The sequence below is a fragment of the Bacteroides thetaiotaomicron VPI-5482 genome (assembly GCF_000011065.1).
GTDB lineage: Bacteria > Bacteroidota > Bacteroidia > Bacteroidales > Bacteroidaceae > Bacteroides > Bacteroides thetaiotaomicron.
In genome coordinates this window covers 3,725,780-3,747,776 of record NC_004663.1, presented here as the reverse complement: position 1 = coordinate 3,747,776, position 21,997 = coordinate 3,725,780, and the positions used below count along the sequence as shown (strand labels likewise).

Here is a 21,997-nt window from a genome sequence, read left to right as displayed (position 1 = left end):
CAGCTGTTAATACCTGACAAACCAGGTATTAATCCCCCCAATGTCTGCCTATAGGTTGCTATACGTTGGATAACATCATTTGTGCAGAAAAAGAAGGGCGATGTATCCAAATCTTCCATTATAGGTGACCAAATCTTCCATGTGGATGCAGAAATGTTCTTTTTGCAAAATTTGTGTTTATGGATGTCATATAGGTCTCCTATTTTTGCAATGCTTTCATTCTGTTTTAATACATAGAATCAAAGACAATAAAATAAGTATGAAAAACACAATAATTTATCGCATGAAAAGCAGATTAATAACATTACTCTTATTATTGATTACTGTCAGTTCTGTAACGTTTGCTCAAGAAGCAAAGAAGGAAATTCCTTTGAAATATGGAGCTACGAATGAAGGTAAACGGCAAGACCCTGCCATGCAGAAGTTCCGTGACAATCGTTTGGGTGCCTTCATCCACTGGGGACTGTATGCTATCCCCGGGGGAGAGTGGAATGGAAAAGTATATGGCGGAGCTGCCGAATGGCTGAAAAGCTGGGCAAAAGTACCTGCTGATGAATGGCTGAAACTGATGGATCAATGGAACCCTACGAAATTTGATGCGAAGAAATGGGCAAAGATGGCCAAAGAAATGGGTACTAAGTATGTCAAGATTACAACGAAACATCATGAAGGCTTCTGTCTGTGGCCTAGTAAGTATACTAAATATACCGTAGCAAATACCCCATATAAGCGTGATATATTGGGCGAGTTGGTGAAAGCCTATAATGACGAAGGAATTGATGTACACTTCTATTTCTCAGTGATGGACTGGAGTAATCCGGATTATCGTTATGATATAAAATCCAAAGAAGATAGCATCGCCTTCAGCCGTTTCCTTGAATTTACCGACAATCAACTGAAAGAACTGGCAACACGTTACCCGACCGTTAAGGACTTCTGGTTTGATGGTACGTGGGATGCCAGCGTTAAAAAGAATGGTTGGTGGACAGCTCATGCAGAACAAATGTTGAAGGAACTCGTTCCGGGTGTTGCCATCAATAGCCGCTTACGTGCTGATGACAAAGGAAAGCGACATTTTGATAGCAATGGTCGTCTGATGGGTGACTACGAATCCGGCTACGAACGCCGCTTGCCCGATCCGGTGAAAGATCTCAAAGTTACACAGTGGGACTGGGAAGCCTGCATGACTATACCCGAAAATCAATGGGGATATCACAAAGACTGGTCATTGAGCTATGTGAAAACTCCGATTGAAGTCATTGACCGCATTGTACACGCTGTTTCCATGGGTGGAAACATGGTTGTCAACTTCGGGCCTCAGGCAGATGGTGATTTCCGTCCCGAAGAGAAAGCAATGGCTACAGCGATTGGTAAGTGGATGAATCGTTACGGAAAAGCTGTTTATGCTTGCGATTATGCCGGATTTGAAAAACAAGACTGGGGATATTATACACGTGGTAAAAACGATGAAGTTTATATGGTAGTATTCAATCAGCCTTATAGTGAACGGTTGATTGTAAAGACTCCGAAAGGCATTACAGTAGAAAAAGCCACTTTGCTGACTACCGGTGAAGATATCACTGTTGTTGAGACAACCCGCAATGAATATAACGTATCTGTTCCTAAAAAGAATCCGGGTGAACCTTATGTAATTCAGCTTAAAGTTCGTGCAGCTAAAGGAACAAAAAGTATTTATCGAGATGCTTTAACATAAATGATAAAGAAACGATTCTATGAAGTTTAAATATATACTCATTTTATCAGCGCTTATCGGGCAGATTCTTTCACTCTCTGCCCGGGAAGTGACCTCTTTCAATGAAGGATGGCTATTCAAACGCGGGCCTTTTTCACAGGACCCGGTGAAGGTCGCTGCTCAATGGAATGCGGACTGGGAAACTGTAAACTTGCCTCATACCTGGAACGCTAAAGATATGCAGGTAAAAGCTGATGCTTTCTATGAAGGAGTTGGTTATTACAGGAAAACACAATTCTTTGGCAATGAGTTGAAAGGGAAGCGTGTATTTCTTCGCTTTGAAGGTGTGGGCGCCAACACAGAAGTGTATGTCAACGGTAAACTTGTCGGAATGCACCGGGGAGCATACAGCGCCTTTGCTTTTGAAATTGGAACCGCATTGAAACTGGGAGCTGAGAATGAGATAATGGTAAAGGCGGATAATGCTTCACGTTCTGATGTGATTCCGGTAAATCACAATCTTTTTGGGGTTTACGGAGGTATCTATCGTCCGGTATGGCTGATTATTACTGAACAGAATAACATTACAGTTACCGATTGTGCCTCTCCGGGTGTATATATTACTCAAAGGAATGTATCGAAACGCTCTGCCGATATCACAGTGAAAGTGAAGCTGGACAATGGAAGTCTTACTCCTGCTGACTTGGTACTCGAAAATACCATTTATACGCAGAATGGCAAGAAGGTCACTTCCCATCGCCTTCCTTTGGTACTCACTCCGCAGGGAACACAGACTTACATTTCTACCTTCAAACTGAATAAACCGCATCTGTGGCAGGGACGTAAGGACCCTTATTTATATAAGGTTATTTCCCGCTTACTGGCGGACGGAAAAGTAATTGATGAGGTGGTACAGCCATTGGGTGTTCGTAGATATGAGATTGTGCCAGGCAAAGGTTTCTACTTGAATGGTGAGAAATACCCGATGTATGGGGTAACCCGTCATCAGGATTGGTGGGGATTGGGTAGTGCGCTTACCAACAAAGAACATGATTTCGACTTGGCTCAGATTATGGATATCGGAGCGACTACTGTCCGTTTCGCCCACTATCAACAGTCGGATTACCTGTATTCCCGTTGCGATTCTTTGGGATTGGTCATCTGGGCAGAGATTCCTTTTGTGAATCGGGTGACAGGATATGAAGCCGAAAATGCACAGTCTCAGCTTCGTGAACTGATTCGTCAAAGTTTCAATCACCCTTCCATTTATGTATGGGGATTGCACAATGAAGTATACCAGCCCCACGAATATACGGCAGGACTGACACAGACTCTGCATAATCTGGCCAAGACAGAGGATCCTGACCGCTACACTGTATCTGTAAATGGTTATGGCCATGCAGAGCATCCGGTCAATCAAAATGCGGATATTCAGGGAATGAACCGCTACTTCGGATGGTATGAGAAAAAGTTGCAGGATATCGAGCCTTGGGTAAAAGGGCTGGAGGAGAAATACCCGTGGCAGAAACTGATGTTGACGGAATATGGTGCTGATGCAAATCTGGACCATCAGACAGAATATCTGGGTGATGCTCTGAACTGGGGAAAGTCTTTCTATCCGGAAACTTTTCAGACCAAGACGCATGAATACCAATGGAGTGTCATTGCAAAGCATCCCTATATCATCGCTTCTTATCTTTGGAATATGTTTGACTTTGGTGTACCGATGTGGAGCCGTGGCGGTGTACCTGCCCGTAACTTGAAGGGGTTGATCACTTTTGACCGGAAAATCAAAAAGGACTCCTATTACTGGTATAAAGCTAACTGGAGCAAAGATCCCGTACTCTACCTGACCCAGCGTCGCAACATCGACCGCGAACGAAAACATACTTCTGTCACTGTTTATTCTAACATAGGTACACCGCAAGTGTATCTTAATGGAAAAGAACTGACGGGTATACGCCAAGGCTACACGGATGTGCACTATGTCTTGGCTGATGTAACCTTGGAACAAGGTAAGAATACAATTAAAACCGTTGCAACATATAATGGAAAAGAATACACTGACGAGATTGAATGGAACTATACCGGCGAAAAGAAGCGAAGTGCCGATTGGAGTGAAAACAAAGAAGAGCACGCAGGTTGGTAATCGGAGACGTTTCTGTATGTAATCTGAAAAATGTTGAATCTAAAATATAAAAGCCTATGAATGAAATGAGAAAGAATCTCTTTTAAATGGAAAACAAGTATTTATCATTAACTAATCTAATAATTTATGAAAATTGAAAAGTTTTATTTGTTTCTGCTAGCTTGCTTTGTCGCGATAGGAGCATATTCGCAAGATGGGCAACAGAAAATGACTGGTGATGAAAAGAGTCAGCAGCAAAGTGATGCAAAAGTTAAGATTACCGGGCAGGTCTTTGATGAGAGCGGTGAAGGAATACCTGGAGCGAATGTTACTCTTAAAAGTAATCCCACCAGTGGAACTGTCACAGATCTGGATGGTAAGTTTATTTTGATGGCTTCTCCTCAAAAGGATGTGCTGGTAGTCAGCTTTATTGGATATAACACACAAGAATTTCCACTGAAAGGGAAAACAAACGTTACCATCCAACTCTCACAAAACGTAAATGAACTGGATGCGGTGGAAATTGTGGCATTCGGAACACAAAAGAAGGAGAGTGTGATTGGTTCTATCACTACACTTTCGCCAAAGAGCCTGAGAGTGCCGAGCAGTAATATGACAACTGCATTGGCAGGTCAGGTAGCCGGTATTATTTCTTATCAGACATCAGGAGAGCCGGGTGCGGACGATGCTAGCTTTTTTGTACGTGGTATCGCATCTTTCGGATTTAACACCAGTCCTTTGATTCTGATTGATAACATTGAATCTACAAGTACGGACTTAGGGCGTTTGAATCCCGATGATATCGAAAGTTTTTCAATCATGAAAGATGCCATGGCAACGGCCCTTTACGGTTCGAGAGGAGCTAATGGCGTCGTTCTAGTAAAGACAAAAGAGGGAGAGAGAGGAAAAACTAAGTTTGATGTAAGAATAGAGGGAAGTAATTCTCGTCCGACCAGTAATATTGAGTTGGCAGACCCTGTCACTTACATGAAATTGCATAATGAAGCCATCTTAACACGTGATCCTTCCGCCCCTGTCATGTATAGTGATGATAAAATAGACAGAACCGTTCCGGGATCTGGTTCTATCATTTATCCTACAAATGACTGGAGAAGGCAACTAATGAAGAACTCGACCTGGAATGGAAGAGCCAACATGAGCATCAGTGGCGGAGGAAATTCGGCTACGTATTACGTGTCTCTGCGATATACCAAAGACCAGGGTTTGCTCAACGTAGACGGCAAGAACAACTTCAACAACAATATCAATCTTCAGACTTATCAGATGAGGGCTAATGTCAACATCAATGTGACAAAAACGACCCAGGTAAGAGTAAACTTAAGTGGAATCTTTGACACTTATGAAGGTCCTATTTATTCGGGATCGGATATTTATAAGATGGTAATGAAGTCTAATCCTGTACTTTTTCCCGCTGTATATCCTACCGATGAACAACATAAATATATCAAACACATTCTTTTTGGAAACAGCGATGACGGAAGTTATCTTAACCCGTATGCTGAAATGGTAAAAGGATATAAGGAATATGAGAATACGACTCTTCTTGCTACATTAGGTGTTACGCAGGACTTGAACTTTATCACTAAAGGTTTGAAATTTGAAGGTTTCTTCAACGTTTCTCGTAAATCATATTACGGTCAGACCAGACAATATAAGCCATATTACTATGCTTTAAGTTCTTATGATTTCATGACAGAGAAATATTCTATCGAAAACATCAATCCTGACTCCGGAACGGAATACCTTGATTTTAGTCCCGGTGACAAGACTGTCAACAATGTAATGACAATCGAAACGAGAACCAGTTATAATCAGACTTTCGGTGATCATTCCGTAGGTGGTCTTATCGTTACTCAGTATATCGACAGTAAGAATCCAAACTACAAAACTTTGCAGGAGAGCTTGCCTTCAAGAAATATGGGTGTGTCGGGACGTTTTACTTATGCCTATAGTGACCGCTATTTCACGGAGTTCAATTTTGGATACAATGCTTCCGAACGCTTTGATAAGAAACACAGATGGGGATTCTTTCCGTCCGTCGGTGGTGGCTGGATGATTTCGAACGAACCATTCTTCCAACCGCTCAGTTCAAAAATTACGAAATTGAAACTAAGAGCCTCATACGGTTTGGTGGGAAATGATAAGATTGGCAGAGTCGATGAACGTTTCTTATATCTGTCTAATGTGAATATGAATGCAGGTGGAGCATCTTTCGGGTATGAAAACAAATATAGCAGACCGGGCGTAAATGTTTCACGTTATGCTAATCCTGCCATTGGATGGGAAAAATCCCGTAAAGCTAATTTCGCATTGGAAGCTTCTTTCTACGGATTTGACCTGATAGCTGAATATTTCACAGAACATCGTACTGACATATTACAGAAAAGAGCCAGTATTCCAAGCGTAATGGGATATCAGGCAGACGTATATGCTAACATTGGCGAGACCAAAGGACACGGTGTGGATCTTGATTTAAAGTATCAAAAGAACCTTAACAAAAACGCTTTTTTGATAGTACGCGGAAACTTAACCTATGCGCATAGTGAATATCTGAAATATGAAGATAACACGTATGATAAGGAATGGTGGAAATACAAAATAGGCTACTCGCCCAACCAGAAGTGGGGATACATTGCGGAAGGGCTATTTATAGACGATGCGGAAGTGGCCAACTCTCCTGTACAGTTTGGTGATTATAAAGCCGGAGATATCAAATACCGGGATATGAATGGAGATGGAGTAATTAATTCATTGGATCAAGTTCCTATTGGACATCCGACTAGTCCGGAAATCAACTATGGCTTTGGATCAACATTTAGCTATAAAGGTTTTGACATCAATTTCCAGTTCCACGGCTCGGCGCAGTCTTCTTTCTGGATTGATTATGATAAGATGTCTCCATTCTTTAAAGATTCGAAGATGTCTCAGAAAACTAATAATCAACTAGTGAAATTTATTGCAAATAGCTATTGGTCGGAAAGTAACCGCAATCGTTATGCAACATGGCCCAGATTGTCAACCACTTCTGTTGCCAACAATAAAGAACTGAGTACATGGTTCATGAGAGACGGTTCCTTCTTACGACTGAAATTGGTTGAACTGGGATATACAGTACCTCAAAAAATTGTGAGCAAATGGGGTATGTCCAATCTGAGGCTCTATATGTCTTCTACCAATCTTTTTGTTTTGAGTAAGTTCAAGGATTGGGATGTGGAATTGGCAGGTAATGGTCTTAATTATCCGTTACAACGTGTATTCAATATTGGTGTAAATGTAAGTTTCTAAAAAGAATGGTTATGAAAAAAATCAAAATATGTATATTGTCATGTTTGTCGGTGTTTATATTGACATCATGTGAACTGAATATCGTCCCGGATAACATACCGACCATTGAAGACCATGCTTTCGCCTTGAGAAAAGAAGCGGAAAAAGTCTTGTTTACTTGCTACAGGTATATGCCTAGTGACGGAAGTCTCAAAAATAATGTAGCTTTGCTTGGTGCCGGTGATTTTTGTATTTCCGATGTTTTCCGGAGCTATTTGGGAACCAGCGCCTGGTATATAGCCCAAGGATTGCAAAAGTCCGATTCACCATATTGTGCTCAATGGGGACATTTATATGAGGGAATTGCTTATTGTAATATTCTGATTGAGAATATACATACTACACCGGATATGGATGATAGCGAGAAAAACAGATGGATCGGTGAAGTGGAATTTTTGAAAGCTTATTATCATTTCTATCTGATCAGGATGTATGGACCGATTCCTATTATGGATCGATATGTTCCGGTAAGTAGTAGTACGGAGGAAATGCATCCTTATCGGGAGACATTGGACAGTTGTTTCAATTATGTGACAGAAACTTTGGACAAGGTGATTGCTAATCCGGATGTTCCGGCTAAAATAGAGAATGAAGCTGAAGAACTGGGACGAGTGACCGTAGGTATGGCTAAAGCATTGAAAGCGAAAGTTCTGGTAACCGCTGCAAGTCCATTGTTCAATGGAAATATGGATTATGAGGTAATTGCAGATAATAGAGGTGTGAAAATCTTTAATCCGGTTAAAACGGAAGAGGAGAAGAAGCAGAAATGGGTAAAGGCTGCCGAAGCGTGTAAAGAAGCCATTACTTATCTCGAAGATTTGGGATTCGGTTTATATTATTTTGATGATCCCACTGTGGTCATGACAGAGTCCGACAAGCTGATGATGAATTTGCGAGGTGCTGTCACTGAGAAGTGGAACAAAGAAGTGGTATGGGCAAACTCTCAGTCATGGGTCGGTTCGGGTTCTTATGACAACTATCAGATACAGGCAATGCCGCGTGACTTGGTTCCCGGCAGAAATGCTAAGAATGCTACGAACAGAACCAATCTGGGTGTTTCTCTTGGACTGACTAACTCATTTTATACTAAACATGGGGTTCCTATAGAAGAAGATAAGACATGGGATTATGCTAATAGATTTGAAGTGCAGGCTCCCACGCCGGTGGAAGCTGAGCCCGGATATGAGAATACTATTATGCTGAATTATAAAACGGGAACAGTCAAATTGAATCTGGAACGTGAACACAGATATTATGCCAGCTTAGGCTTTGACGGCGGTATTTGGTTCGGACAAGGAAAGACGGGACTTTCGGGCTTGTATTCGGTGAATGCGCGTAAAGGAGGAAATGTGTCTCCCATTCCGGCAGATCACTCTCAGAACCTGACTGGTATTTGGCCTAAGAAAGTGGTTAACTACAAGACGGTCATGTCCGATGCGGCTTCCGGATTTACATCGGTCACTTATCCGTTCCCTGTTATCCGTATGGCTGATTTGTATTTGATGTATGCCGAAGCTTTAAATGAAAAAGGAGAGGATTATGCTACGGTATTGCCATGGATCGATATGGTGAGAGAACGTTCGGGACTTCAAGGCGTAAAAGAAAGTTGGGACCAATATGTAGGAAACAGCAAGTATGCTACTCAGACTGGTCTACGACAAATCATCATGCAGGAGCGTCGTATTGAGTTAGCATTTGAAGGACATTATTTTTGGGATGTCCGTCGGTGGAAAACTGCGACAACAGAATTGACACAGCCATTGACCGGTTGGAAAGTCCGTTATGGAGAAACTGATGTAGATTATTATAGTGAGAACTTAGTGCTTGTCCGGGATTTCACTCCCAAAATGTATTTCTGGCCTATTGATATCGGTGAGTTGAGAAAAGATCCTAACTTAGTTCAAAATTATGGTTGGTAAGTAATTAAAGTGACATTTGATTTATGAAAAAGATAATATACAGTAGCCTTTTAGTACTAGCCATCACATTGCTGCCTAGTGCTTGCGATAACGATAGTGATATGAATTCTCCCCATGGAAGTACGACTCCGCCTGAACAGGTAGTATTGAATGGTGTCAAAAATCTGCCGGGAAAGTCTATAATCTATTTTACACAGCCCAGTGATAAGAATTTTCTTTATATGAAGGCTGTATATATGACAGAGATAGGAGAACGTTCGACCAATGCTTCGTATTTTGCCGACTCTGTAGTGGTGGAAGGATTTGAAAAAGCTGGTGAATATAATGTGAAGTTGTATTCTGTAAGTCCGGGTGAAGCCTATTCTGAACCTCTGGAAGTAAAAATAAATCCGGAAGAGCCGCCTTATATCACTGCTTATAAGGAGATGGAAATAAAACCGGATTTTGCCGGTATCCGGATAAAGACATCCAACACCAGCAATGAGACTCTTACTTTTTATGTGTACCGGAAGGATGCTACTGGAAAATGGACGGAAGCCGGAGCTTTATATACCAAAAAGCAAGAGATTAATGAGCCCATACGTGGTATGGAAGCCGTTCCTTCAGAATTTAGTGTGGTGGTGAAGGATAGGTGGGGACATCTTTCTGAAAGTAAGGAGATATCTCTGACTCCATATTATGAAGAGGAAGTAGATAAGAAAAAAATGGGATACTTGGCCATTGGCGAATACAAAGGTTATCTGGCACCGAATGCTAATACCCCAAAGAATCTGTATGACGGAATTATTGGAAGCAATAATACTTTTATGACCCTCACAACGGCGGGATATGATTTTACCAAGCCGAGTTCGGTGACACTGGACTTAGGGAAGAAGTTTAAGCTCAGCCGTATGATTGTCTATGGAAGAAGAAATGGAACTGATTATTCATCTATATTTGACGGTCTGTATCCGAAAGAAATAGAAATTTGGGGACGAAATGATAATAATGTAACCAAGTTTGATCCGGAAAATGATGAAGGATGGGTACGGTTATATCAAGGAGTATTGCCCAGAGCCGACGGTTCTGTTATTCCGGCGGCTATTGTCCCGTTAACTGATGCTGATAAGGAACTGGCAAGAGACGGCAATGAACTCGAATTTTCCGTAGATCTGGATGCATATAGATATGTGACGTTTGTTTGTATCAAGAATTATAATGTAGGAACATCTCGTATCAATGTGGCAGAACTTACTTTCTTTGGAACACCGGAGGATAAAATAATACAGTAATCGCTATATAAAAGACAAATATTATGAAGAAATTTATATTTATATCAGTCAGCATCTTGATATTTTGTTCCATTATATCTTGCGAGTCAATGGATGCGACTTATAAGGACTTTGTTAAGGATGGTCCAATCATGTATCTTACACGATTATCGAAAGATTCAATAACCGTGCGTAATGGGTGGGAAAGAGTGTTGATTTCATTTCCGATAGTGAAAGACGGGAGATCTACAAAGATTGCTCTTGCATTGAATCAAAGTGATACTGTCAGATATGAGTTGGCCAAAAATAAGAGGACGGATATTCTTTTAGAGAATATGCGGGAGGGGTCTATCATTTTTTCCGCCTGGCTGGAAGATGATGAGTTGAATAAATCATTGGCTACAGACTTTACAGGAACCATTTATGGGACACAGTACCAGAGCTATCTGTTAAATCGTTCCATTGTTTCTAAGAGTATGCAGAGTGGTAATCTGGTCATCAAATATTCCATGTTGCTGGACAGCACATTAGTGGCATCCAGGCTAACTTGGAACAAGGGAGGAGAAGAAACAACAAAAATTTCTTATTATAATAAGGAAGGACAGGACGTTTTAGAAGATTTTACAGGCGATTCTTTTATAATGGAAACCTTGTATGCTCCGCAGGAAAACGTATTGGATAAAATCTGGTCGAAACCTGTTAAATATACGAAGTAGCCTGAGTGGTCGGCCTGATTGTATTTTAAGGATGAGAAGGTGTGTCAAAAGTAACTAAGCTCTCCTCCTTCAAGAAGGGAATTTAGTTACTTTTGACATACCCCCTTATTCTCCAAATGATAAACATGCATATATGAAAATGATACATTATAAAATCATAATTCTATTATTGCTGGCATGGAGTCCTTGGGATTTGGTTTTACCTTGTCCCTCTATTTGTACGTCTGCCTTGCAGAATGATGATTTTGATATTCTAATGAAGAAGATTCGGGATGGGGTTGCAGAAAATCCGAATATTGATAAAGCTCTGGAACTGTATGATGACGTCCAAGGATGTTTTATAGATATAGATTATGCCCGCCGGGATCGTACTAACTGGATGCCACTTATTCATGTGGATCGGTTGTATGACTTTGTATTTGCTTATACTCATCCAAAGAATTCCTATTATCAGAATGAAGATTTGTATCATAAGATAGTAAAGGGCTTGGAGTATTGGCATCATCGTAATCCACATTGTAATAACTGGTGGTATAATCAGATTGCCGAGCCGCAGAAACTCGGTATTCTGCTTATTCAGATGCGTGTTGGTAAAAGGCAGATTCCGGAAGTATTGGAGACAAAGGTCTTGCAACGTATGCGGAAGGACGGCGGACATCCTGCCAGATGGACTGGAGCCAACCGGACGGATATTGCTTTACATTGGATTTATAGAGCTTGCCTTCAGAAGAATGATGTTGACTTGAAAACGGCTGTTGAGAATGTTTATAGTCCTCTATCATATACTGTGAAAGAAGGATTTCAGCATGACAACAGCTATTTTCAGCATGGCGTGCAGCTTTATATCGGTGGTTATGGAGACGAAATACTGAAAGGAGTAACACAGGTAGCTCTATATACTAAAGGAACGAAATATGCATTGGATGATGAGAGAATACAATTTCTGAGGCATTTTATGTGCGGCACTTATTATCAGGTTATACGTGGACAATACATGCTTTTCGATGTATTGGGAAGAGGAGTGAGCCGTAATAATGCTACCCAAAAGAGTCATGCCGCCTTGTTTGCCAAACGAATGCTGGAGCTCGCCCCGGCACATATTGATGAATACAATGCGATTATAGCCAGATTGGAAGGCAAGAAGTCCGCCAACTATGGAATAAAGCCGTTACACACTCATTATTTCAGAGGAGACTATGCTCTTCATGTCCGTCCCCACTATACATTTGACGTTCGTATGGTTTCCAATCGTACCATGCGATGCGAATATGGGAATGGTGAAAATCTGAAAACCTATTTTATGTCCGACGGATGTACAAACATCGTGACCGAAGGGGACGAGTACGCCCGCATCTTTCCGGTATGGAACTGGAATCGTATTCCTGGAGTGACTGCTCCTCAACTGGATACCATTCCACGAACTGTAATTGATTGGCAAACGAAGGGAACTTCCGTATTTGCAGGAGGAGTCTCTGATAGTCTTTATGGCGTATCTGTTTATTCATATCTTGATACCTATGCTGATATAAATACCGCAGCTAAAAAGTCCTGGTTCTTTTTCGATGATGAAATCATTTGTTTGGGAGCGGGGGTTAATTCGACAGCCGGTGTACCGGTATGTACTACTATCAATCAATGTTTGCTTTCGAAAAAGGAGGTCATATTGTCACAAAGTAAGAAGCAGTCGATGGTGAAAGAAGGAGATTTCGTCTATGATTCTCCCGAATGGGTATTGCACAATGGAATTGGTTATGTCTTTCCCGCCGGCGGAAATCTCTTTTTGAGCAAGAAGATACAGACGGGATCGTGGTACAGCATTAATCATACTGAATCTAAAAATGAGCAGCAGCAAGAGGTCTTTACTTTGGGATTTAATCATGGTTGTAATCCTCGGAATGCTACCTATGCCTATATCGTGGTGCCTGGGATTCATTCTGCCCGCAAGATGAATAACTACAGGAAGAGTCCCGTCGAAATTCTGGCGAATACGGATTCTATGCAGATAGTGAGGCATACGAAATTGGGAATATGGCAAATGGTATTTTATAAAGAGGGTACATTCCGTAACGGAGAGCTTTCTGTAAGTGTGGATAAAGCCTGTGCATTGATGATTAAGGATGGACACAGTGGTAATGCCGAACTGCATATTGCTGATCCTGGGCAGACACAATCTTGTATTAAAGTTGAATTGCTGATTCCTGAAATATCCAGCGAGCGAAAGACTGTTTTATGTGATTTTAGAAATACCGGTATCTATGCCGGTGCATCCAAAGCATATAAATTAAAAAATATATTATGAAGAAATTACTTTTGATTCTTTTTCTAAGCATAGCTTATTTATGCACGACACATGCACAATCGTTTACTAAACTCGAAGTGAAGCAATCGATGCGTAGGGTAGCCGATTGGCAGATCGGTCATTACAACAGAGCTGTTTATGGTGATCTCAACTGGGTGAATGCCACCTTTTTCCTGGGACTTGCTTATTGGGCAGAGATCGCCGAGAAGGACGATCAGGATGACTTCTATTATAAATGGCTGACCCGCCTGGGAAGTCGTAACTATTGGCAGGTAGATAAACGGATGTATCATGCAGATGATATTTGTATTGCTCAAACCTATCTGTATCTGTACGAAAAGTACAAGCAAAAGGACATGATTGTTCCTACTCTGGCGCGTACGGAGTGGGTGGTCGCCAATCCTCCTTCGGGTTCGTTTCAGTTGACTTACGGAGATGCCACGACATTAGAACACTGGACTTGGTGTGATGCTCTTTTCATGGCACCCCCCGTTTATCTGAAACTCTATAATATCACTGGTGATAAGAAATTCATTCGCTTTATGGATAAAGAGTACAAAGCGACTTACGAGTTCCTGTTCGATAAAGAAGAAAATCTCTTCTACCGTGACCACCGTTATTTTGATATGAAAGAGAGTAATGGTGCCAAAGTCTTTTGGGGACGGGGCAATGGCTGGGTGCTTGGCGGACTGGTAGAAATGCTACGTGAACTGCCTGCCAAGAGCAAATATCGTCCGTTCTATCAGGAACTGTTTCAGAAACTCTGTTACCGCATCGCTAATTTACAGAGCAGCGACGGGTTCTGGCGTGCAAGTCTGCTCGATCCGGACGCTTATCCATCACCAGAAACAAGCTGTAGCGGTTTCTTCGTATATGCCCTTGCCTATGGACTGAACGAGGGACTTTTACCAAAGGAAAAGTTCCTGCCTGTAGTAGAGAAAGGATGGAAAGCACTGCTTTCTGCGGTAGAAGAAGACGGTAAACTAGGATATGTACAACCTATCGGTGCCGACCCAAAGAAAGTGACCCGCAATATGACAGAAGTATACGGACCGGGTGCTTTCCTGCTTGCCGGAACGGAAATGTATCGTATGGCAGAAGACGCTCCGAAACAGAATGCTACTATCCCGCAGAACCGTATTCAGGAAATTGCAGCTATGCTTCCCGATCGACCGCAGGGGATAGGAACGTCTTATAAGGACAGGACTTTCTGGAATAAGATAAAAGAGAGTGACGACGCTAAACAACTTCTGGAAAAGGAAGCTCCTGCTTTGTTAAAGCAGGGGATGCCCCCTTTTGTCGATTCACTGTACCTGCATTTGAATAAGACGAACGTTCGTTTGCCTGGAGAGAATATGATGAATGCCCGTTATCAATATCTGTACAGGCTGACTTTGGCTGAATGCCTTGAAAATAAGAGGCGTTATGTCCCTGCCATCGAAAAAGCTCTGGTGGCTCTTTGCAGTCAGAAGCCTTGGTCTATTCCTGCCCACGACCGCGGTCTGAAGAATTATAAAGGAACGGATTATTATGTAGACTTGGTGGTTGCTACTGCCGGAAACGGTATTGCTCAGTGTGTTACCATGCTGGACGATCGTCTGTCGCCGGAGGTAAGGGCACGGGTGCAGTGTGCTTTCCGTGAGAAGGTTTTCCGTCCGGTCTACCGTTGTCTGGAAGAGACAAAACCATTTTGGTGGTTCACCGCTACCAATAACTGGAACTCTGTGTGTCTGGCGGGTGTTACCGGTGCGGCTCTTGCCTTGTTGCCCGATAAGGAGGAACGTGCTTACTTTGTTGCGGCAGCCGAAAAGTATAACGTGTATGGAATGAAGGGGTACGCTGACGACGGCTACTGTAGTGAAGGTGTAGGTTATTATAATTATGGTTTCTGTGCCTACATTCTGTTGCGTGAAGAAGTATACCGGGCAACGCAGGGAAAGATCGACTTCTTTCAGACTCCCAAGTTTGTCCGTATCGCCCGGTATGGGAAGAAGATACAGATGAATGAAGGAGTGTGCCCCGCCTATTCGGATTGTCGCATCGGGTTGTCGCCGGACAAGTTTATTCTCAGTTACTGCGACCGGGCGCTGGGTATTACTTCTGCAGAAGAACAGCCTGTTTTACCCAAAGGAAACAACTTGTCCCTTCACCTTCTCGAACTTTTCACAAGTCAGGTTGCAAAGGTTGGAATGACAGACGGAATCCGTCAGGTATTGCAGGAAGAGTCGGATGCTTTGCGCGCTTATTATGAGCAGGCAGGTATTTTGATTGCTCGTCCTGCCGGTGGAACTTCCTGTCGTCTGGCCATATCAGCCAAGGGCGGAACCAATGCGGAGAATCATAACCACAATGATGTCGGTTCTTATGCCGTAGCTTTGGGAAGTGAAACGATGGTTGGCGATCAGGGTGGTCCGAACTCCTATCCCGGTGATTACTTTAACGGAGACGCTCCTCAGAAATATAAGATAAAAGGATCATTCGGTCATCCGGTTCCTGTAGTAGACGGACGAACACAGTCCTCGGGTGGCAAAGCGAAAGGCGTTGTGCTACAGAAAGAATTTACGAACGAAAAAGATGTATTCAGTATTGACTATACCTCTGCCTATTCCACCCCCAATTTGGATAAGCTCATTCGTACTTTCGTTTACGACCGCCAGGGTGAAGGCAACTTTACAGTTGGCGATGAATTTACAGCGAAAACACCGATCCGATTCGAAACAGCCATAACGACACGAGCCGACTGGAAAATCCTGGACGATACACATCTTCTGCTGGCTACTGATTCCGAACAGATGATTGTAGCTATTGAGGCATCCGGTAAAGTGGCGTTTACTTCCGAAACGATTGAAGTGAACTCTCCGGCATATACACGTATCGGGATTGCATTGAAAAATCAGTCGAAGGAAGGATATATCCGATTGAAGATGTACACAAAATAAGTCTGTGTATTAGATATATGAAGTATTTATAGGGCATATATGCCCAGCGTGCAGGACATATATGTCCAACGTGCAGGAGATAGTTACCCTGCACATTGGCTATATATGTCCTGCAATCAGATTATAGTTGCCCTGCAAACGGGGGAAGAAGGTACTATCTTTATCTTCTTGTTTTTATTCTTGCTACTTTCGCTTAAACTGTCTATTTTTGAGGCTGCATTTCCATACTTGAATACGAGTACCTCATTATTAATAGAATAAAACAATGAAAAACAGGTTTCTGATCATATGCACAGTTTTGTTTCTCTCCTCTTGTTTGGCGTATGGACAAGAGCAAGCATCTGTAACAAATGACTTTTCTGAAAATAAACAAGGTTGTATTCAGCATCCCTGGCAAGGCAAGAAAGTAGGATACATCGGAGATTCCATCACAGACCCGAATTGCTACGGTGATAATATAAAGAAGTACTGGGACTTTCTGAAAGAATGGCTGGGGATCACTCCTTTTGTTTACGGCATTAGTGGAAGGCAGTGGGATGATGTACCCCGTCAGGCGGAAAAGCTGAAGAAAGAACATGGCGGAGAAGTCGATGCTATCCTGGTTTTTATGGGGACAAACGATTATAATAGTAGTGTGCCTATCGGTGAGTGGTTTACGGAACAAGAAGAGCAAGTGCTGTCTGCTCACGGTGAGATGAAGAAGATGGTGACGCGGAAAAAGCGTACGCCTGTCATGACTCAAGACACTTATAGAGGTCGTATTAATATAGGAATCACTCAACTGAAGAAACTTTTCCCGGATAAGCAGATCGTTCTGCTGACTCCTTTGCATCGTTCGTTGGCTAACTTCGGCGATAAGAATGTCCAGCCGGATGAAAGCTATCAGAATGGTTGCGGAGAATATATAGATGCTTATGTGCAGGCTATTAAGGAGGCAGGAAATATATGGGGAATACCTGTCATAGACTTTAATGCAGTGACAGGTATGAATCCGATGGTTGAAGAACAGCTTATTTATTTCTATGATGCCGGCTATGACCGTTTGCATCCCGACACCAAAGGGCAGGAGCGTATGGCACGCACTTTGATGTATCAGTTACTTGCACTGCCTGTCGCTTTTTAATTATTCAAATATCCGCAGGACTTGACAAAGGCATTTTTTTGTTGTATATTTGCAGGAGTCATACAGGCAATAAAGTAACAACCCATTAAAAAATGAAACGAAATGCACCTTATCAATCATCTTAACCGAACCGAAAAAAATAGTGTAACATTATAACAAAATACAAAGGGGATCATATGCAAATCAGCATCTATGTGAACCGGTGATAAGCTTGAGGCTGCAACCTTTTATACGGTTTGCAGCCTTTTTTGTTGCATAAAATCAAGAAATACGTGCTTAAAAGGTGTACTGGAGTTTATAATAAATGGGGAGACCGTTTATAATAAACGATGCAACTATTTATTATAAACTCAACTGCGATTTTAGTATTGATGGTAAAAAGTTTTCTATATGTCAGAAGAACCCGTAGAGAGTTTTCTTTTATTTGACTTAGCAGACTGCGAATTATCGTAACATGACAATCTTTTACTTTATTGCCCGATTTGCCCCCTATATCTGCCCGATTTACCTCCCGTCTCATTGCGTTCTTCTCCCTATTTTTGTGCATTAAATATTCTTATTTTTATCAATGATGAAAGATGCTGCATGATATGCACGACGGAGATGGAAAGTGCGTGGCTGTTCTGCGGGATGTTGTTTTGAAGAAAAATAGTACAATATTCCATGCTTGTTGTACTATTCTCCATAGGAATATAGATAGTTAATCGTAAATTTGTAATTTAATTGTGCCTTATACTTTTTATAAGCATTTATAGAAGAATATCATGAAATACTGGATGTTATTGTTTGCCCTTTTGTGGGTATCTTACGGAACGGGCATGGCCCGGAAAACGGAAAAAGTAGTAAATAACGGAATTCCCTGGTTTGACGACAGGGGAGAGATAGTCAATGCCCACGGTGCCTGCATTGTGGAAGAGAATGGCAGATATTATCTTTTCGGGGAATATAAGTCGGACAAGAGCAATGCTTTTCCGGGTTTCAGTTGTTATTCATCTGATGATTTGGTGAACTGGAAGTTCGAACGTGTTGTACTGCCGATGCAGTCAAGCGGAATTCTTGGCCCTGATCGTGTAGGCGAGCGTGTGAAAGTCATGAAATGCCCTTCTACCGGCGAGTATGTGATGTATATGCATGCAGACGATATGAACTATAAAGATCCCCATATCGGTTATGCTACCTGTAGCACTATAGCAGGTGAATATAAACTTCACGGACCTCTGTTGTATGAAGGTAAGCCTATTCGCCGCTGGGATATGGGGACTTATCAGGACACGGACGGTACCGGATATCTGCTGTTGCACGGAGGAATTGTCTATCGTTTGAGTAAGGACTACCGTACGGCAGAGGAAAAAGTGGTATCGGGAGTAGGTGGTTCTCACGGAGAGTCTCCGGCAATGTTTAAAAAGGACGGCACGTATTTCTTCTTGTTCTCCAATCTGACCAGTTGGGAGAAGAATGATAATTTCTACTTTACAGCCCCTTCCGTCAAAGGGCCGTGGACCAGACAAGGTTTGTTTGCTCCCGAAGGAAGCCTGACCTATAATTCACAGACCACTTTTGTGTTTCCTTTAAAGTGTGGTGAAGATACGATTCCTATGTTTATGGGCGATCGCTGGTCTTATCCGCATCAGGCTTCGGCTGCCACCTATGTGTGGATGCCTATGCAGGTGGATGGAACAAAGCTTTCTATTCCGGAATACTGGCCTTCCTGGGACGTTGATAAGTTGAAACCCGTAAATCCTCTGCGCAAAGGAAAAACCGTCGATTTAAAGAAGATAACGTTCAGTAAAGAAGCTGACTGGAAAGTGGAGGAAGGAAGAATATCTTCCAATGTAAAAGGAAGTACGCTGAGCATTCCTTTCACTGGCTCTTGTGTGGCTGTTATGGGCGAAACGAACTGTCATAGCGGATATGCGCGTATGAATATCCTTGATAAGAAAGGGGAGAAAATATATTCTTCACTGGTCGATTTCTATAGTAAGGCGAATGATCATGCAACGCGTTTTAAGACTCCCCAATTGGCTGAAGGGGAATATACGCTGGTGATTGAAGTTACGGGCATCAGCCCCACATGGACTGATAAAACGAAGAGAATCTATGGCAGCGACGATTGCTTTGTGACCATTACTGATATTGTAAAACTGTAATATTTATGAGAAATAGAATTTTATTTTCTTTCCTTGCTTGGGTAGCAGTGATCGTGTCCGTTCAGGGTAAACAAAAAGATTTTGTTTTGCAGTCCGGTCAGCCGGTTGCGATAGCTTGCAGCGGTTCGGAAGCACCGGTGGTGCGTACTTCGCTGGACTTGTTGTCCCGTGACCTTCAGACTGTATTGTCGGCAACTGCCCATATAGACACAAACACCGGAAACATCATAGTAGGAACGATCGGACAGAGCAAGCTGATTGAGCAGGCAGGCATCGATATTTCCGCATTAAAAAACAAAAAGCAGGCTTTCATGCTCGCCGTCTCAGAAGATGGAAAGCTAGTAGTAGCCGGCAGCGACAGTCACGGTACAGCCTACGGCATACTTGAAATATCCCGTCTGCTGGGCGTTTCCCCTTGGGAATGGTGGGCAGATGTGACTCCGGAGAAGAAAGAGACATTTCGTCTTTCGGGCAAGTTTAGAGAGTTGCAGTCTCCTTCTGTGGAGTATCGGGGCATCTTTATTAATGATGAAGATTGGGGACTGATGCCTTGGAGTAACAAGACCTACGAACCGTCGGATGTGAAAGGAGAAATCGGGCCGCGTACCAACGAACGTATTTTTGAGTTGCTGCTTCGTTTGCGGGCCAATACCTACTGGCCTGCCATGCACGAGTGTACCCTTCCTTTCTTTCTGACGAAGGGCAATCGGGAAGCAGCGAAAAAGTATGGCATCTTTATGGGAGCTTCCCACTGCGAACCGATGGCGTGCAATGCTGCCGGAGAATGGAAAATACGTGGAAAAGGAGCATACGATTACGTGAATAACAGTCCGGCCGTTTATCAGTTTTGGGAAGATCGTGTGAAAGAAGTTGCCGGACAAGAGATACTTTACACGCTGGGTATGCGTGGCGTTCACGATGGAAAGATGCAGGGAGCCAAGACGGTAGAAGAGCAGAAAGCCGTCCTGGACCGGGTATTTGTTGACCAGCGCGGCTTGCTCGAAAAGTACGTGAATAAAGACGTAACACAAGTGCCGCAGGTCTTTATTCCTTATAAGGAAGTGCTCGATATTTATCATGCGGGGCTGCAAGTACCCGAAGACGTGACCTTGATGTGGTGTGATGATAACTACGGCTATATCCGCCATTTCCCCACTGCCGAAGAGCGTGCCCGTAAAGGCGGCAACGGAGTCTATTATCATGTTTCCTACTGGGGACGCCCGCACGATCATTTATGGTTGAGCACCATGAGTCCATCACTCATTTATCAACAGATGAAGCAGGCTTACGATCAGGGAATACAGAAAATGTGGATACTGAACGTCGGCGACATCAAGCCTGCCGAGTATCAGATAGAACTGTTCATGGATATGGCATGGAATCTGGATAAGGTATCTTCCGAAGGAGTGACCGCACATCTGAAACATTGGCTGGAACGGGAACTGGGAACCTCTTGTGCAAAGACCATCCTCTCCGTTATGCAGGAACATTATCGCTTGGCACATATCCGCAAACCCGAATTTATGGGAAATACACGGGAGGAAGAAAAGAATCCGGTCTATCGGGTAGTCAAAGACTTACCGTGGAGCGAAAGAGAGATAAACGAACGTCTGAATGCTTACAGCGAACTTTCGGAAACAGTAGAGAAAGCTGCTTCTAAAGTACCTGCCGGTAGGCAGAGTGCTTACTTCGAACTGGTGAAATATCCCGTACAGGCTGCGACACAAATGAATCGCAAACTGTTATACGCCCAATTGGCACGCCACGATAAGGAAGACTGGGAAAAGAGTGATGCCGCTTACGACAGCATTGCTGCACTGACTCAACACTATAACTCATTGGAGAATGGAAAATGGAATCGCATGATGGACTTCAAACCCCGCAAGCTCCCTGTATTCAACCGTGTGGAAAGAAAGGCGGCTACTGCTCCGATGACAGCGGACCGTAAAGCAGTCTGTCAATGGAACGCGGCGGAGGCAAAGAAGGGAAACGCTATTGTCTGCGAAGGTTTGGGATATGAAAGCAAAGCCGCAGAGATAAAAAAAGGCGATGCGCTGACTTTCTCCTTTGGCAATCTGAAAACGGACTCGGTAGAGGTGGATATCCGGTTACTTCCCAACCATCCGGTGCATGGCGATAAGTTGCGTTTCACGGTTTCTCTGGATGGTGCCGAGCCTGAAGTGATAGCTTACGAAACGAAGGGACGCAGCGAGGAATGGAAAGAGAACGTGCTTCGTAATCAGGCAATCCGGAAAATCGTACTTCCCGTTACGGGTAAGAAATCACATCAACTGGTCATCAAGGCATTGGATGAGGGAGTGATACTGGATCAGGTAATGCTTTATGAGGTGAATCGTAACAGTTCAGGTATTTGAAGTTTCTGTCATTCGGAAAGATATCTAAGGGAACGCAGTGAAGGATCTCTTCTCTCTTGTACA

11 protein-coding genes are annotated in these 21,997 nt (G+C 42.9%); all 11 read left to right on the top strand.

Going from position 1 to position 21,997, the window contains the following annotated elements:
* The first annotated feature begins 283 nt into the window (after positions 1-283).
* The 11 genes from BT_RS15050 to BT_RS15000 all read left to right on the top strand — a co-directional run bounded on the left by BT_RS15050 (position 284) and on the right by BT_RS15000 (position 21,934).
* On the top strand, positions 284-1,714 hold the full coding sequence (locus BT_RS15050) for an alpha-L-fucosidase (protein WP_032841307.1): 1,431 nt from the start codon (positions 284-286) through the stop codon (positions 1,712-1,714).
* A 19-nt stretch (positions 1,715-1,733) separates the two neighbouring features.
* Positions 1,734-3,842: a glycoside hydrolase family 2 protein gene (locus BT_RS15045; protein WP_008767256.1), complete on the top strand. Its 2,109-nt coding sequence runs from the start codon at positions 1,734-1,736 to the stop codon at positions 3,840-3,842.
* A gap of 126 nt (positions 3,843-3,968) precedes the next feature.
* Entirely contained in the window at positions 3,969-7,127 is a 3,159-nt protein-coding gene (locus BT_RS15040; protein ID WP_008767255.1) for a SusC/RagA family TonB-linked outer membrane protein, read from the top strand.
* An 11-nt stretch (positions 7,128-7,138) separates the two neighbouring features.
* On the top strand, positions 7,139-9,085 hold the full coding sequence (locus BT_RS15035) for a RagB/SusD family nutrient uptake outer membrane protein (protein ID WP_008767254.1): 1,947 nt from the start codon (positions 7,139-7,141) through the stop codon (positions 9,083-9,085).
* A 23-nt stretch (positions 9,086-9,108) separates the two neighbouring features.
* A complete protein-coding gene (locus BT_RS15030; protein WP_008767253.1) occupies positions 9,109-10,356 on the top strand; it encodes a DUF5126 domain-containing protein in 1,248 nt (415 codons plus the stop codon).
* Between the two features lie 23 nt (positions 10,357-10,379).
* Positions 10,380-11,051 carry a DUF4998 domain-containing protein gene (locus BT_RS15025; RefSeq protein ID WP_008767252.1) on the top strand — a complete coding sequence of 224 codons (672 nt, stop codon included), beginning with the start codon at positions 10,380-10,382 and terminating at the stop codon, positions 11,049-11,051.
* A 139-nt stretch (positions 11,052-11,190) separates the two neighbouring features.
* A complete protein-coding gene (locus BT_RS15020; RefSeq protein ID WP_008767251.1) occupies positions 11,191-13,350 on the top strand; it encodes a polysaccharide lyase 8 family protein in 2,160 nt (719 codons plus the stop codon).
* Positions 13,347-16,289 (top strand): glycoside hydrolase family 88/105 protein, encoded by a 2,943-nt coding sequence (locus tag BT_RS15015; RefSeq protein WP_008767250.1) that lies wholly within the window; start codon positions 13,347-13,349, stop codon positions 16,287-16,289. Before BT_RS15020 ends, BT_RS15015 begins: the two co-directional genes overlap by 4 nt.
* 265 nt (positions 16,290-16,554) lie before the next feature.
* A complete protein-coding gene (locus BT_RS15010; protein WP_008761827.1) occupies positions 16,555-17,412 on the top strand; it encodes an SGNH/GDSL hydrolase family protein in 858 nt (285 codons plus the stop codon).
* Between the two features lie 764 nt (positions 17,413-18,176).
* On the top strand, positions 18,177-19,559 hold the full coding sequence (locus tag BT_RS15005; RefSeq protein ID WP_008767248.1) for a family 43 glycosylhydrolase: 1,383 nt from the start codon (positions 18,177-18,179) through the stop codon (positions 19,557-19,559).
* A 5-nt stretch (positions 19,560-19,564) separates the two neighbouring features.
* Complete coding sequence (locus BT_RS15000) at positions 19,565-21,934, top strand: glycosyl hydrolase 115 family protein (RefSeq protein ID WP_008767247.1); 2,370 nt, start codon at positions 19,565-19,567, stop codon at positions 21,932-21,934.
* Positions 21,935-21,997 lie beyond the last annotated feature (63 nt).